Source organism: Lactiplantibacillus fabifermentans DSM 21115, from assembly GCF_000498955.2.
GTDB classification, from domain to species: domain Bacteria; phylum Bacillota; class Bacilli; order Lactobacillales; family Lactobacillaceae; genus Lactiplantibacillus; species Lactiplantibacillus fabifermentans.
Window position 1 is genome coordinate 14,658 of the sequence record NZ_AYGX02000037.1, and the last position, 14,683, is coordinate 29,340.

General features: G+C 45.1%; 15 protein-coding genes and 1 pseudogene. 14 read left to right on the forward strand and 2 right to left on the reverse strand.

Annotated elements, in window-relative coordinates:
• Positions 1 to 113 precede the first annotated feature (113 nt).
• Positions 114 to 1,475 carry a chromosomal replication initiator protein DnaA gene (gene dnaA, locus DY78_RS02815; RefSeq protein ID WP_024626197.1) on the reverse strand — a complete coding sequence of 454 codons (1,362 nt, stop codon included), beginning with the start codon at positions 1,473 to 1,475 and terminating at the stop codon, positions 114 to 116.
• A 505-nt stretch (positions 1,476 to 1,980) separates the two neighbouring features.
• Here dnaA and rpmH point away from each other — a divergent pair.
• The 10 genes from rpmH (at position 1,981) to DY78_RS02865 (ending at position 11,441) form a co-directional block, all read left to right on the forward strand.
• Entirely contained in the window at positions 1,981 to 2,115 is a 135-nt protein-coding gene (gene rpmH, locus DY78_RS02820) for a 50S ribosomal protein L34 (RefSeq protein ID WP_003640225.1), read from the forward strand.
• Between the two features lie 108 nt (positions 2,116 to 2,223).
• A complete protein-coding gene (rnpA, locus tag DY78_RS02825) occupies positions 2,224 to 2,568 on the forward strand; it encodes a ribonuclease P protein component (protein WP_024626198.1) in 345 nt (114 codons plus the stop codon).
• Positions 2,569 to 2,583: 15 nt separating this feature from the next.
• On the forward strand, positions 2,584 to 3,417 hold the full coding sequence (yidC, locus tag DY78_RS02830; protein ID WP_024626199.1) for a membrane protein insertase YidC: 834 nt from the start codon (positions 2,584 to 2,586) through the stop codon (positions 3,415 to 3,417).
• 407 nt (positions 3,418 to 3,824) lie between these two features.
• Positions 3,825 to 4,754 (forward strand): RNA-binding cell elongation regulator Jag/EloR, encoded by a 930-nt coding sequence (gene jag / locus DY78_RS02835; protein ID WP_024626200.1) that lies wholly within the window; start codon positions 3,825 to 3,827, stop codon positions 4,752 to 4,754.
• Between the two features lie 241 nt (positions 4,755 to 4,995).
• Complete coding sequence (gene mnmE, locus DY78_RS02840) at positions 4,996 to 6,387, forward strand: tRNA uridine-5-carboxymethylaminomethyl(34) synthesis GTPase MnmE (RefSeq protein ID WP_024626201.1); 1,392 nt, start codon at positions 4,996 to 4,998, stop codon at positions 6,385 to 6,387.
• Positions 6,388 to 6,410: 23 nt separating this feature from the next.
• The gene (mnmG, locus tag DY78_RS02845) at positions 6,411 to 8,324 is read left to right on the forward strand and encodes a tRNA uridine-5-carboxymethylaminomethyl(34) synthesis enzyme MnmG (protein ID WP_024626202.1); all 1,914 of its coding nucleotides are present in this window, start codon (positions 6,411 to 6,413) and stop codon (positions 8,322 to 8,324) included.
• Between the two features lie 264 nt (positions 8,325 to 8,588).
• A complete protein-coding gene (gene lepB / locus DY78_RS02850) occupies positions 8,589 to 9,176 on the forward strand; it encodes a signal peptidase I (RefSeq protein WP_024626203.1) in 588 nt (195 codons plus the stop codon).
• 155 nt (positions 9,177 to 9,331) lie between these two features.
• On the forward strand, positions 9,332 to 9,604 hold the full coding sequence (locus tag DY78_RS02855) for a hypothetical protein (RefSeq protein WP_024626204.1): 273 nt from the start codon (positions 9,332 to 9,334) through the stop codon (positions 9,602 to 9,604).
• Between the two features lie 102 nt (positions 9,605 to 9,706).
• Positions 9,707 to 11,023 (forward strand): C1 family peptidase, encoded by a 1,317-nt coding sequence (locus tag DY78_RS02860; RefSeq protein ID WP_024626205.1) that lies wholly within the window; start codon positions 9,707 to 9,709, stop codon positions 11,021 to 11,023.
• Between the two features lie 13 nt (positions 11,024 to 11,036).
• Positions 11,037 to 11,441, forward strand: a complete 405-nt coding sequence (locus DY78_RS02865; protein WP_024626206.1) for a helix-turn-helix domain-containing protein — start codon at positions 11,037 to 11,039, stop codon at positions 11,439 to 11,441.
• Between the two features lie 67 nt (positions 11,442 to 11,508).
• On the opposite strand, the gene DY78_RS02870 is transcribed toward DY78_RS02865, so the two are convergent.
• Entirely contained in the window at positions 11,509 to 12,384 is an 876-nt protein-coding gene (locus tag DY78_RS02870; protein WP_024626207.1) for a DegV family protein, read from the reverse strand.
• 271 nt (positions 12,385 to 12,655) lie between these two features.
• On the opposite strand from DY78_RS02870, the gene DY78_RS02875 reads away from it, so the two are divergent.
• The 4 genes and pseudogenes from DY78_RS02875 to DY78_RS02890 form a co-directional block, all read left to right on the forward strand.
• Positions 12,656 to 13,036 (forward strand): hypothetical protein, encoded by a 381-nt coding sequence (locus DY78_RS02875; protein WP_024626208.1) that lies wholly within the window; start codon positions 12,656 to 12,658, stop codon positions 13,034 to 13,036.
• Between the two features lie 19 nt (positions 13,037 to 13,055).
• Positions 13,056 to 13,274 carry a type II toxin-antitoxin system RelE/ParE family toxin gene (locus DY78_RS02880; protein ID WP_051385256.1) on the forward strand — a complete coding sequence of 73 codons (219 nt, stop codon included), beginning with the start codon at positions 13,056 to 13,058 and terminating at the stop codon, positions 13,272 to 13,274.
• Positions 13,275 to 13,336: 62 nt separating this feature from the next.
• Positions 13,337 to 13,801 (forward strand): GNAT family N-acetyltransferase, encoded by a 465-nt coding sequence (locus tag DY78_RS02885; protein WP_024626210.1) that lies wholly within the window; start codon positions 13,337 to 13,339, stop codon positions 13,799 to 13,801.
• Between the two features lie 675 nt (positions 13,802 to 14,476).
• Positions 14,477 to 14,683: pseudogene (locus DY78_RS02890) on the forward strand (hypothetical protein); the annotation flags it as partial.

Below are 14,683 nucleotides of genomic sequence, written 5' to 3' on the forward strand. Positions count from 1 at the left end.
TAATAGTAGAGCAGTGGGTACTGTGGAAAAGTTTTAAAAACCTTGATGGTATTTAGTTTTCCACATGTGCATAAGTTGTGGAAAACTTTTTGAGTTATGCTTTTTTATCCACACTAAGCTTTGAGCTGACTTTTCAAATCACCGATGGCTTGTTGCAAATCGGGGTCGGTTTTTAAGGCCGCCGCAATTTTGTCATAGGCATGAATAACGGTCGTGTGATCTTTGCCGCCAAATTCATTCCCAATCCGTGGTAACGAACTGTCGGTCAGTTCACGGGAAAGGTACATGGCAATTTGTCGGGGAGTCACGATTTGTTTATTGCGTTTCTTCCCTTTAAGGTCGGCCATCGTAACGTGATAATACTTAGCGACTTTTTCCTGAATAATGGGAATCGATACTTCGGATAGTTTGCTGCTTAAATTCAAACTCTTTAACGCGTCGGCCACTAAACTTGTGGTGATCGGCGAATTATTCAAGCGCGAATAGGCTTGAACCCGCGCTAAGGCGCCTTCTAGTTCCCGCACGTTGGAATCGATTTGGCCAGCGATGTAACTTAACGTGTCATCGGGGATGTCGATTCCTTCTAAATCAGCTTTGTTACGCAAAATAGCGATCCGGGTTTCCAGATCTGGTGGCGTAATATCAACCGATAAGCCCCACTTAAACCGCGATACTAAGCGATCTTGGAGCTTGGGAATTTCGTTAGGTAAGCGATCGGAAGTTAACACGATTTGCTTATCTTCTTCATATAGTGCATTGAATGTATGGAAGAACTCTTCTTGAGTGGCTTCCTTATTGGCGAAAAATTGGATGTCGTCGACGAGTAATAAATCAACGTTGCGGTACTCTTCGCGGAAGGATTCCTGCGTCCCCGTTTGAATGGCGTTGATCAAGTCATTCGTGAAAGCCTCGCTTGTCACGTATTTAACTTTACTCGTTGGATCAGTTTCCAATAATTTGTTACCGATAGCGTGCATCAAGTGGGTCTTACCCAGCCCGACGCCACCATAGAAAAACAACGGATTATACATGGTGCCCGGTTCTTCGGACACAACTAACGCCGCGGCATGGGCCATTTGGTTCCCTTTGCCGATGACGAAACTTTCAAATGTATATTTCGGGTTGAGTTTCGTTTCCCGCATAAATGTGGGGGTAGTTGCGGTGGCCGTTTCACCACTAGCAACGTTACCGGTAGTCGCTTGCGATTTTTCCGTAAGCTGCTGACGTTCTTCTTCGGTTATCATCACCGGCGTAATTTGCTCGTTGGTCGCTTGGATGGCATAATCGGTAAATTTAGCTGCCAAGTTATTTTCCCAATAATCGCGGTGTAATTTAGTCGGAACTTCAATTGTCATCTGCGAATGATTGAGTTGGAGCGGTTTGGCCGGTTCGACAAACGTTTGAAAAGTAATCGATGAGAGATCGCTTTTCATGGAGAACTTAATGATATTCCATAAGTCATTACGTTCCAGCACGTGGATACCCCTTTTCTTCAAAAACGTAATTCTATTCTAGCATGAACATTCGGAGTTTTCCACAAGTGGACGAACAAGTGTAAAAATAAATCACAGGGTGTTTTTAGAGTTATGCACAAGTTGTCGAAAAAACGAAAAATTTGAATTTATTCACAGTTATCCACAGAAAGACGTTTAAAAACAAGCTTGTCACGACGCGGTTATAATTAGTTATACACACCAAAATATATGCCTGTGGGTAACTTAATCACACCCCGTGATTTTGTCGACAAGTCGGTGGATAATCTGGGGATGGGATTTTTTTATCCGCGCATCATCCACAAGCAATTGCTGCCAAAATCTGTTAAAATCAACGTTAGCCCGTCGTTGAAAATTTTATTTGTAGGTTTTCAAATGGGAATAAATATGATATAGTAGTCAGGAAATGCGTTTAATGATAGAATGTGTTTTGAAAATAACGACTTAATCGAATTGATTCATGTCATGTTGAGAAGGAGGTGTCATGATGAAGAGAACTTACCAACCAAAGAAACGCCATCGTCAACGTGTACATGGCTTCCGCAAACGGATGAGCACCAGCAATGGCCGTAAAGTGTTAGCCCGTCGACGCCAACGAGGCCGTAAAGTATTGTCTGCATAGGCCACTGATTATCAGTGGCTTTTTCTTTACAGTCCTAGACCATCGTGTTTAGGGCTGTAAAGTTGTGTAGCAATCCGCTCATTTCGAGCGCACACATGGAGATGGATTATGCGAAAATCATATCGGGTAAAAAAGGAAACTGAGTTCCAACAAGTTTTTGAGACCCGCAACTCGTATGCCAATCGTCAATTTGTCATTTACGTTTTGGAAAAACCGGGGCAACCTCATTTCCGCGTTGGCATCTCAGTCGGTAAAAAGATTGGGAATGCCGTGGCGCGTAATTGGGTTAAACGCCGGATTCGGCAATCAATCACCGAGTTAAAGCCGCAACTTAAACAAGATGCTGACTTCCTCGTCATTGCCCGACCAACCGTTGCCGGTAAGTCGCAAGCCGAAACCAAAGCTGCTCTAAGCCATGCGCTCAAGCTAGCGCACCTGCTGGACAATGATTAAAGTGAGGACTTTCATTTGAAAAAGTACAGAAAAATACTGGCAATGCTGGCCATTTTTGCAATTGCGCTAGTGTTGACCGGGTGTAGCAATACCCCGATTACCAATAAGAGTACCGGGATTTGGGATGGCTTGATCATCTTGAACTTCTCACGGGCGATTATTTGGTTGTCACACTTGTTTGGGCATAGCTATGGGATCGGGATTATCATGTTTACCTTGATCATCCGGATTATCATCTTGCCATTGATGGTCTTCCAAACCCGTAATATGGTAGCGATGCAGGAAATCCAACCCGAGATGAAAGCTATTCAAAAGCAATATTCATCACGGGATATGGAAACCCAGCAAAAGCTCCAAGCGGAAATGAAGAAGTTATACGCCAAGCATAACGTCCATCCGATGGCCAGCATGTTACCAATGCTTGTTCAGTTGCCAATCCTGATTGCGTTGTACCAAGCAATCTGGCGGACCCAAGTCTTGAAGAGTGGTTCGTTCTTATGGTTACAACTAGGGAGCAAAGACCCGTATTACATTTTGCCAATCCTAGCGGCGTTATTCACGTTTGCTAGTTCCTGGTTAGCGATGAAGTCGCAACCAGAACAAAATACGATGACGACATCGATGACGTACTTGATGCCAATCGTGATCTTGATCACGGCCATCAACGTCCCATCCGCGTTGTCCCTATACTGGGTTATTTCCAACGCTTTCCAAGTTGGGCAAACCTTATTACTTCAAAACCCATTCAAGATCAATCGCGAACGGGAAGCGAAGCAACAAAAAGAACGCGACCGCAAACGCAACCTTGAAAAAGCCAGGAAGCGTGCGATTCGCAATCATAAACGTTAAATACAAATGGACCTGCCGTGTGGTGGGTCTTTTTTTGTAGAGCGAGAAATTCAGCGGGTTGAGACTGAGCATTGCCTAGTGATAGTGATAATGTGGGTTGTGCATTCTCACTATCGCGTAGCAAGCGGAGGGGGCAGTTGTGGTTTTCTTCGCGTTTCGGCAATAAAGCAAGCACATCCCACCAAAAAAATACACTAACATCCAACCAACCTGAACCCAGTAATCCAATAATAACCAAGTACACTAATTCCCCTACATAAAACGAATTATTTTTACCAAATAGTCAATAACAAAAACACCTGCCGCCAACACCTTAACGAATCCTAAACCCTCAACCTCAATCCCCCGCGCCCTAGACGGTAATGTTATAATAAACGCAGGTATTTTTTCCGAGGAGGATATTACATATGACAGTATTTGAAGGTCATACAATCGAAGCCGCCGTAACGGCCGGCTTAAAACAAATGCACTTAACCCGCGACCAAGTCAATATTGACGTAATCGCCGAACCAAAAAAAGGCTTCTTAGGTATGGGCAAGCAACCAGCTCAAGTTGAATTGACGGCCTTACCAACATCGGCCGCGGCCACGACTGCCCCAACAGTAGCGCCAACCATGGCGGCTACCGTTGCCCCGACCACTGCTAGTACGACCACTGCGCCAATCAAGGTCGCTACCGACAAACCCATTGCGCCGCTGAGTGAAGCAGCGGTTAATGAAGTTAAGGTAGCGCCGGTGGCCTCAGCAGTCCCAGTAGCTAAGATGCCCCAAGCGGCCCCGACCATTACTAGTCCAGCCAGTAGCGCGGCCACGGTCGAAACGACGACTGCGGCTACGATTGCGCCCGTGCGGACACCGGAAGAAATTGCGGCGCGCCAAGCGGCTAACGAACAAGCCGTGCGCGATTTGAGTGCATATTTGCTCGATATTGTGAAGCAGTTAGGAATCACGTCTGATTTAGATGTCGATTTCGGCAACCGCTATGCGACGTTGAATTTTGATACCGAACGGCAAGGGCTCTTGATTGGGAAACATGGGCGCACGATTAACGCGCTCCAAGATATTGCGCAAGTTTATATGAATCATCATGGTGCCTCGCATGTGAACGTGGTTTTAGATGTGGACGATTATCGCGACCGGCGCGAAGCCACTTTAAAACGGCTGGCTGAAAGTACGGCCCGCGAAGCGATTGCGACGGGGAAACAAGTTTTCTTGGATCCGATGCCATCGTTTGAACGGAAATTAATTCATGCCGAATTAGCGAATAATCATCACGTCACGACCTTTTCAGAAGGCCGCGATCCCCATCGGGCCGTGGTTGTTGCGATTCGCAAGTAGTGATTTTGGGGTAACAAACAGGTGTTTGACAAACCACAAATGAGCTATTATAGTAAGTATTAATCATTCTTATCTTTTAGATAAAGTAGTCAAAGTGCTTTATCCACGCTTTAAGGTGGCGTGGACTGGGCGCTTTTTTTCTGCACTTTAGGACATATTATTAACTAATTGTAAGTAAAATTTGGTATGCTACTAAGCGGTAAAACGCTGGAGTAAACGTTTAGAAAGGACTTGATGGGTCATGCCAACGACCACAGAATTTGATACGATTGCGGCCATCTCGACACCACCTGGTGAGGGTGGTATCTCGATTATCCGCATTAGCGGTGATAAAACTTTTGATGTTGTAGAACAGATTTTTAAAGGAAAAGATTTAAGACAGGTCCAATCGCATACGATTAACTATGGTCATATTGTAGATCCGGGCACGCAGCAAGAAGTCGATGAAGTGATGGCTTCGGTGATGCGCGCGCCAAAAACCTACACGCGTGAAGACGTGATTGAAATTAATTGTCATGGGGGCTTAGTGGCCACCAATGAAATTTTGCAACTGATTTTGAGCCACGGGGCGCGGATGGCGGAACCTGGTGAGTTCACTAAACGGGCCTTTTTAAATGGCCGCTTGGATTTATCACAAGCGGAAGCAGTCATGGATTTGATTCGTGCGAAGACGGATAAATCGATGAAGGTCGCCTTAAACCAATTAGATGGGGATTTATCGACCCTGATTCGGCATTTGCGGCAAGACATCTTAGATGTGTTAGCGCAAGTCGAAGTGAATATTGATTATCCCGAATACGATGCGGTTGAAGCGATGACGTCTAAAATGTTGAAGGAAAAGGCGACTGAAGTGGGTCAAAGTATTGATCAACTGTTAGCCACGGCCAAACAAGGGAAAGTCTTACGTGAAGGCTTGGCCACGGCCATTATCGGCCGGCCCAATGTTGGTAAATCTAGCTTGTTGAATCACTTGCTCCACGAAGACAAAGCGATTGTCACCGATGTAGCCGGGACGACGCGTGACGTGATTGAAGAATACGTCAATGTTCGCGGGGTACCGTTGAAATTGGTCGATACTGCCGGAATCCGGGATACAGACGATAAGGTCGAAAAAATCGGGGTCGAACGGAGCCGTAAAGCCATTGGCGCGGCCGACTTGGTCTTGTTAGTTTTAGATAACAGCCAACCATTGACCGCAGAAGACCGCGAATTATTAGCGGAGACGGACGATTCGAAGCGGATTATTATTTTGAATAAGACCGATTTGCCGGCTAAATTAGACCAAGCGCAATTAGCCGATGTGGTTGATATGGGCGATGTGATGAGCATGTCGGTCTTACAACAAAGTGGCGTGGAACAGTTGGAACAACGGATTGCGAAGATGTTCTTCAATGAAGGTATCGAAAGCAGTCAAAATAGCGTCATGGTCACTAATGCCCGCCATATTGGGTTGTTGAACCAAGCCAAACAAGCCCTACAAGATGTGCAAACGGGGTTAGCAACGGGCATGCCCGTGGACTTAGTTCAAATCGACATGACGCGTTGCTGGGAATTTCTCGGTCAAATCACCGGGGATAGCTATGAAGATGAATTATTAGACCAACTATTTAGCCAATTCTGTTTAGGCAAGTAGCAAGACGGAGGAAAAAGTTAATTATGCCAGAAGTAAAGGAATATACTGGTCGCGACTACGATGTTATCGTCGTCGGGGCTGGTCATGCGGGCTCGGAAGCGGCCTTGGCAGCCGCCCGAATGGGTAACCGGACGTTACTCATGACCATCAATTTGGATATGGTCGCATTTATGCCATGTAACCCTTCAGTTGGGGGTCCGGCCAAAGGAATCGTCGTGCGTGAAATTGACGCGCTCGGTGGCGAAATGGGTCGTAACATCGATAAGACCTATGTTCAAATGCGGATGTTAAATACGGGTAAAGGTCCCGCGGTCCGTGCTTTGCGGGCGCAAGCCGATAAGCATGCCTATCATGCTGAAATGAAGCATACGATTGAACGCGAACCTAACTTGACGCTCCGGCAAGGTATCGTTGATGGCTTGATCGTCGAAGATGGCGTCTGCAAAGGGGTTATCACCAACACCGGGGCGCGTTACAGTGCCAAGAGTGTCGTTTTGACGACGGGGACCGCCGCGCGCGGCAAGATTATTATTGGGGAATTGATGTATTCTTCAGGTCCTAATAATTCGCAACCAGCCATGAAGTTATCTGGTGATTTGGAAAAGCTCGGTTTTGACCTTGAACGGTTCAAAACTGGGACCCCGCCACGGGTTGACGGTAATACGATTGATTACAGTGTTACTGAAGAACAACCTGGTGATCCGGAACCCCATCATTTCAGCTTTGAAACTAAAGATGAAGATTATATTGATTTGAAGCACCAGTTATCATGCTGGTTAACGTATACGAATGAAACGACCCACGAAATCATTCGCGAAAACCTCGACCGGGCGCCAATGTTTACTGGCGTGATTGAAGGGGTGGGCCCACGTTATTGCCCGTCAATCGAAGATAAGATTGTCCGGTTTGCGGATAAGAAGCGCCATCAATTATTCTTGGAACCAGAAGGCCGCAATACTGATGAATGGTATGTCCAAGGGCTATCAACTTCGATGCCGGAAGAAGTGCAACAACGGATTTTACACTCCATCAAAGGTCTTGAAGATGCCGAAATGATGCGGCCCGGTTACGCCATTGAATATGACGTGGTCGCCCCTTATCAGTTGAAAGCCACGCTAGAAACCAAGCTCGTTAAGAACTTATATACTGCGGGTCAAACTAACGGGACTTCTGGGTATGAAGAAGCGGCTGGTCAAGGTTTAATGGCCGGGATCAACGCTGGATTACGGGCATTGGATAAAGGTCAATTCACTTTGAAGCGTAGCGATGCGTATATCGGGGTCATGATTGATGACTTAGTGACGAAAGGGACCAAAGAACCTTATCGTTTATTGACTAGTCGAGCAGAATACCGGTTAATCTTACGTCATGATAACGCAGACTTACGCTTAACTGACAAAGGTCATGAACTTGGTTTAGTTGATGATGACCGTTATGCGGCCTTCGAAGCTAAGCGCCAAGCAATCAAAGATGAACTTGACCGACTGGGCAAAATCCGCATCAAGCCAAATGATGACGTTAACCAATTCTTGCGTGACCACAATTCTGGTGAACTCAAGGACGGCGTGTTAGCAGCTGATTTCTTGAAGCGGCCCGAAGTCCGGTATGCGGATTTGATGAAATTTATCCCGGCACCAGCTGAACCATTGGAACGCCATATTGTGGAACAAGTTGAAATTCAAATTAAGTACGCGGGCTACATTCAAAAGGCCGAAGAACGCGTGGCTCATTTGAAGAAGATGGAAGCTAAGAAGATTCCTGATCGCATTGATTACGATGCTATCGACGGCTTAGCCACCGAAGCCCATCAAAAACTTAAGAAGATTCAACCAGATACGATTGCGCAAGCGTCACGGATTAGTGGGGTCAACCCGGCTGATATCGCCATTTTGAGTGTTTACATTCAACAAGGGCGCATTGCAAAAGTCCAAGATTAACCATTCAGAACTAAGAAGTTGAAAAAACCACTTACTGAAAGTTTGAATTTTCAGTAGGTGGTTTTTTTGTCGAAATGTCGGTCCCGCGGCGAGTAATGATGTCCGGACTGGCCTCCCACGGTAACGCGCACAAACTAACCGTCTGGGCGCTCGCATTTATTTACATTATGAATTGCTAAAAACCGTTCAGCATTAACGGACAAGCGGAATTAATTGGATTATAATTATTGGAAAGTTAGTTTCGGTGTTAAGGGAGAAAAGTTGATGAAAACTTTTAAGAACATTTTGAGTTGGGTGCTACCAATTGTGGTGGGGCTGTTGGTAGCGACCGTCATTCGCCATTTTGTCTTTACGATGGTGCGGGTGGACGGCCCTTCAATGGAACCAAATCTTGAAAATAATGAACGGGTGGCGGTCGTAAAAACCGCGAAGATTCGCCATTTAAGCGTGATTGTTTTTAATGCGTATAAAGTTGACCCGGACGCCAAAGAAAAAGGCGTCAAGTATGTCAAACGGGTCATCGGGATGCCGGGTGATACGGTTAGTGCGCGCGATGGCAAGATTTATGTGAATGGCAAGGCCATCAAGCAAAATTTCATCAGCCAATTTGAACGCACACAAGGGACTGGTAATTGGGATTTATATTCATTATCTAATCGTAATGAGTGGACCCTACAGACGACTAAGGTACCTAAGAACAGTTACTTCGTTCTCGGTGATCATCGTTCAGTTTCCAATGATAGCCGCTACTGGGGCTTTGTTCCCAAAAGTAAAGTGATTGGTGTGGTCAAAGTGCCAATTTGGGATACGAGCGCGAAGAAACGGCATAATGTGAATTCACTAGGTTATTAAAAGAGTGAGTATAAGAATAGTAAAAACTGAACGGGCACCTGATGAAATTTCAACTTCATCGGGTGCCCGTTTTTTTGAGGTGTGTCGCAGTATATTGTTAATCCTTGTGTTCGCAAGTTCAATGTGCGATGATGATTAGAATTTAATGAGAGTCGGTGGTTGTTATTAAACGTTCAATTCTGATTTTTCCGGCTGTTCAACCAGCGGCGCCTATCGCGAGCTGGCGTCAAGCTTATGATCCGCTCGTTGATCAGATTCGGCCGCACATCACGATTGGCCAAGTGCCGGTGACCCAAGCAGCGGCGTTAGCGCAGCAATTGTCAACGCCCGCCCAGTGTTTTCAGGCTGAAATTACGACTATTTCAATTGAACACAGCTTACCGAGCGGAAAATCCGACGAATTTGCTAAAATTTGTTTAGAAAAGTGAACAAAAGTGCCTGAGAAGATTGAATTCAGTAGGGAACAAGCCTAGAATGATGGCAACAATATAAATATTGGTTTTAAATGATGATTGATGGAGGTAATTAAGATGGCAATTGCATTGACGAAACAAGCCTTAGCTGCGTTACGGGCTAAACAGGCTGAAGATCAAAATGCGGCCGTACTAACCCGCGCCATTACTAAGAATGGGATTCGGGCAGCGAGCTATGATAATCAAGCCGCGAGTCGGTTAGACCGAACTTTTTCCATTGAAATTCCAACTGGCAAGGTCAGCAACCAAAAGCACAGTGGCCGTTGTTGGGAATTCTCGTTATTAAACACGTTGCGGCATAAATTTGCCACAAAATATCACGTGAAAGATTTTGAACTATCACAAAACTATTTGTTTTTCTGGGACAAAATTGAACGTGCCAATATTTTCTATCGTAATGTGGAACAAACAGCCCGCCAACCAATCAATGATCGGTTAGTTCAGTTTTTGTTCGATAATCCCGGTGAAGATGGTGGCCAGTGGGCGATGGCGGCTAGTTTAGTTCAAAAATACGGCGTTGTCCCCGCTAGCGTCATGCCGGAAACTTACAACACGACTAATACGACTGAATTTCAAGAAGTCTTGAGTCGTCAATTGCGCAAAGATGGCTTGAAGTTACGGCAGTTAGTCATGGATGGTGCCGGTGAAGCGGAATTGCAATCACTTGAAAAGAGTATGTTGCAACAAGTTTATCGGATGGCGGCTTACTCATTTGGCGAGCCACCGACTAGTTTTGACTTAGAATATCGCGATGACAAGCATGCTTATCACCGCACCGCTAATCTGACGCCCCAAGACTTTTATCAACAATATTTTGATACCGACTTGGATGATTACGTGGTCGTAACCAACTCACCCGACAAGCCATTGAATCGGTTGTACAGTTTGCCAGATGAAGACAACATTATTGGTGGTAAATCAATTGAATTTTTGAATGTCGACATGGGTGTTTTGACCGATGTCGCTGTTCAACAACTTAAAGATGGCGAAACGATTTGGTTCGGGAATGATGTGCTACGCCAAATGGACCGCGAAAAAGGGTATTTGGATGCGCATCTATATGAATCGGCCAAGTTATTTGGGATCAATGGTCATTTAACGAAAGCCCAACGTCTCCAGACTGGCGAAGGTGAAGTGAGTCACGCGATGACGCTGACCGGTGTCGATATCGTCGACGATACGCCGACGAAGTGGAAAGTCGAAAATAGTTGGGGCGTTAAAAATGGGCAAGACGGTTACTTCGTCATGACCCAGGACTGGTTTGATGAATACGTCTATGAAGTTGTCGTGCATAAGCGGTACTTAGCGCCCGAATTTCAAGCGATTTTAAATGAACGGCCGACTCGCTTACCAGCGTGGGACCCGTTACACTAGGAGGAATCTGAAGATGAGTATTTTTGCCGACCGCCTGAAAACGGCGATGCAACAAGCCCAAATTAGCTCTGCCCAGTTATCGAAACAAACGGGGATTGGGCGCTCCTCAATCAGCCAATGGTTAAGTAGTAAATACGTCGCTAAATACGATAAGGTCGTGACGTTAGCGACCGCCTTGGCGGTTGATCCGGAATGGTTGTCGGGCGCAACGGATGAACCAGCAACTACAGAACCAGCAGTGGCAGGTGAAGTTGATGCAGCGTTGGTTAGTTTGTGGCAACAGTTGGATGCAGCGGGACAACAGAAGCTGTTGAACAAAGCCCAAAAGTTAGTTGCTAAGCAAGGTCAGCCCGATGTTAAACGGAAGAAAAAAGGTAAGAAGAAGAAAAACAAAAAGCGCAAAAAGACACGCGTTTAACTTAAAGTAATTTCAAAAATAAAGCAGTCGTTAACTGGCCAAGGGCGCGGTTAACGACTGCTTTTTACTAATCTTGATCAATTGGCCATTGGTCCCAGTCACGGGCCCAAATAAGGCCCATGACGCCTTCACCGACATGGACACCCACGACCGGGCCGATTTCACCTTCGTCAATGGTGATGTCGGGGAAAGTGGCCGTTAAATCGGCGGTCCATTCCGCTTGGAGCTTGGGATTGTTCCCATTTTCAATCGTCACGCGCAATGGATAGTCGGCCGCTTCAATTGCCGCGGCTAATTTAGCCTTGATGGCTGCATAGGCGCGGCGCATCGTGCGTTCTTTTTCAATGGCGACAATTTTACCGTCTGCAAACGTGAGGACGGGTTTAATACGGAGCAAGTTGCCAACTAGGCCCGATGCGTTTGAAAGGCGCCCAGTACGAACTAAGTGGCTTAGATTATCGACGACAAAGTAGACTTGCGTCGTATCGCGCAGATGTTCTAGTTGGTCGATAATATATTCCGGTGATTTGCCCGCAGCGACGAGTTTTGCCGCTAAGAGGCACATATAAGCTTCACCAGCCGCGGTAATCTTGGAATCAAATGGATAAACTTTGATGTTGGTCACGTTTGGCAAATAGGCAATTAAGTTCGGAATAAAACTCATAATCCCAGACGAGAGATGAATACTGATGACATTGTCATAGCCTTCGTCAGCGAGCTGGTCATACATGGTTTGCATTTGTCCGAAGGTGACTTGCGTCGTGGTCGGCAATTCGGGCGCCGTCCGCATGCGTTCATAAAATTCTTTAGACGTGATTTCAACGTTTTCTAAGTACGTTTGTTGCCCAAAGATAACGGTGATGGGAACGACGTGAATATTGTATTTTTCAATATCGGCCGCGGCTAAGTAACTGGCACTATCGGTAACAATGGCTGTCTTCATTTTTCCCCTACTCTCATTAATGAAAAGATTTAAGTTGTATTATACCGCTAGTTTGTAGGGAAATGCCAATTTTGACACGGGAAGAGGGCCATTATTTTAAATAATTAAAATAAAGAAAACGGGCAGGTATTTATATAACTTATTAGTAACGGAGCTGCTATGTTGGTAGTGTTTTGACGATGGAAAAATCACGGGCGTACAAACTTGTAATTACTTATGTGATTTGCTACTTTTAGGTCAGTCAAGGCTAGTTTGAATGGAGGTTATGAAGATGGAAAACGTCACTAAAACACGCAAACAAGGTAATTCGCTAACATTAACAGTGCCGAGTGATTTTAAGATTAAAGCTGGAGTAGCCGTTCGACCAGAATTAACGCCAAAGGGTATTTTTTATCGCTTTATTGAAAAAGATACTTTTTGGGATTTTAGTACAGAAATTTTACGCGATTTAGTTGCTAAAGGAACTGCTACGGAAGATTTAGTTTCAGAATTTGAAAAAGCACAACGCGAGATACCAGTGGCCATTGATCGAGCTGCAGCTGCGGCCGAACAGGCACCCGTAATGACAAAACGGGAGTTGGCAGAAGAAATTGGCTTATCAAGTAGCGGTACGACGGATAGCTCGGAAGTATTTAAGAAAACTAAAAACTGATACGTTGAGACAAAAATTTTTGGATGTCATTTATAACGACATTGCATTAGCGCCACAAAATGGAATTTCTAAATATGGTGACTTGCGGCCTATCTATTCTTGGAAGTTAATGGATAATGGGATTGAGTATCGGATTGCTTATGCAATTATGGATGCGAATACGATTGATATTATTTTGATTGGAACGCGCGAAAATTTTTATAAGCAGTTGAAGCAGTATTTAAAGACCGTTAATTAGTATTTGAATTTTATGGCTAACAAAGTCATAATAAAAGCCAACTAATTCGAGGAGGTGGTATGATGCCAGCTAAAATTGAAATCACCGCGGCCACGCCAGCCGATACGCAACAGTTGGCGGAAATTTATTTGGTTGATCGACAACAAGATTTTCCGTGGGCGACTGATCCCCAATTGGCCGACTTTGAACATGATACTAAAGGCGAATTTGTCTTGGTAGCGTGGATTGATGGGCAGATGGCCGGCTTTTGTTCGTTATATCGATTAGCGAACTTTATTCACCTACTATTTGTGGCCCCGGGCTATCGGCACTTAAAAGTTGGGGAACATTTATTGGCAGAAATGCGCCAATATGCCACGGAGCCAATGACCTTAAAATGTGTGATGGAAAATGAAGCCGCCTTACGATTTTATGCGAAAGTCGGTTTTCAAATTGTGAAAGCTGACCGCGATGCGTTTCCGGCCAATTACACCTTACGAGATACCCATACTGAACAATATATTGCGCTACAGTCCCTTGATTCGTAAAACTGAACATGCACCTGAACAGATAATCGCAATATATAGAAACAAAAACTTTTTCTAATTTATTTTTAATGGTGGGGTTGACATCGCCTTTGTCCGGCGCTAAACTCAATGCATAAATTAAATTTAAATTAAAAACTTCGATAAGGAACGGTATTAAGACCCGACGAGTTAGCGAGCTGTAGATGGGTGCAAGGCAGTCAAGTCGACTTAATATAGATCACCTTTGAGTTGAACCCCGAAACTTGGTGGAGGCGGTTCTGGATGGTACCCATTAGTGTACCGGCGTATCGCAATTGCTGTACGCGCTAAGGTGTTGGCTGTGAGGTCAACACGAACAAAGGTGGTAACCCGTTTATTTGACGTCCTTTAACTAACTCAAGTGGAGCTAGTGAAGGGCGTTTTTTGTTGGAGTCAATTAAAGGTGGTGAGGACGATGGAATCGGACATTTTGATGGCTAGTTACCAAACGCGACCACGGGTAGCTAGTCCATGGGATACGACAACTTGGCGGATGCTTTGCGTCCTTACAAGTCGTCGTGACTAAAAGTATCAAGGTCACACATATTGCACAATCGACGCTAAACCGTCACACATAAGTTTTTACACATATTAAGTTCTAACACATATTTTTTTAACACATAACTGATCCAACACATAGAAATGGAGATCTTGCTTATGACAACAACGACTACTAGTACCACTGAAACTGAAATGAAGTTTGCCAACCAACTATTTGAAGCCTATCAAACGCAGCACGCGTTAACGATGAGTGACTTTGCCGATACGTTAGCCGATGAAGATGCGGCGTACCGAGTCCCAAATCATCTAACGGTAGATTGTAAAATTAATCCGAACGCTGTTCGGACAAAAAAGATCAGCTTC

Coding starts and splice junctions, on each gene's coding strand:
- rpmH (WP_003640225.1), top strand. CDS start 1,981: ATGAAGAGAACTTACCAACCAAAGAAACGCCATCGTCAACGTGTACAT.
- rnpA (WP_024626198.1), top strand. CDS start 2,224: ATGCGAAAATCATATCGGGTAAAAAAGGAAACTGAGTTCCAACAAGTT.
- jag (WP_024626200.1), top strand. CDS start 3,825: ATGACAGTATTTGAAGGTCATACAATCGAAGCCGCCGTAACGGCCGGC.
- mnmE (WP_024626201.1), top strand. CDS start 4,996: ATGCCAACGACCACAGAATTTGATACGATTGCGGCCATCTCGACACCA.
- mnmG (WP_024626202.1), top strand. CDS start 6,411: ATGCCAGAAGTAAAGGAATATACTGGTCGCGACTACGATGTTATCGTC.
- lepB (WP_024626203.1), top strand. CDS start 8,589: ATGAAAACTTTTAAGAACATTTTGAGTTGGGTGCTACCAATTGTGGTG.
- DY78_RS02860 (WP_024626205.1), top strand. CDS start 9,707: ATGGCAATTGCATTGACGAAACAAGCCTTAGCTGCGTTACGGGCTAAA.
- DY78_RS02865 (WP_024626206.1), top strand. CDS start 11,037: ATGAGTATTTTTGCCGACCGCCTGAAAACGGCGATGCAACAAGCCCAA.
- DY78_RS02870 (WP_024626207.1), bottom strand. CDS start 12,384: ATGAAGACAGCCATTGTTACCGATAGTGCCAGTTACTTAGCCGCGGCC.
- DY78_RS02875 (WP_024626208.1), top strand. CDS start 12,656: ATGGAAAACGTCACTAAAACACGCAAACAAGGTAATTCGCTAACATTA.
- DY78_RS02885 (WP_024626210.1), top strand. CDS start 13,337: ATGCCAGCTAAAATTGAAATCACCGCGGCCACGCCAGCCGATACGCAA.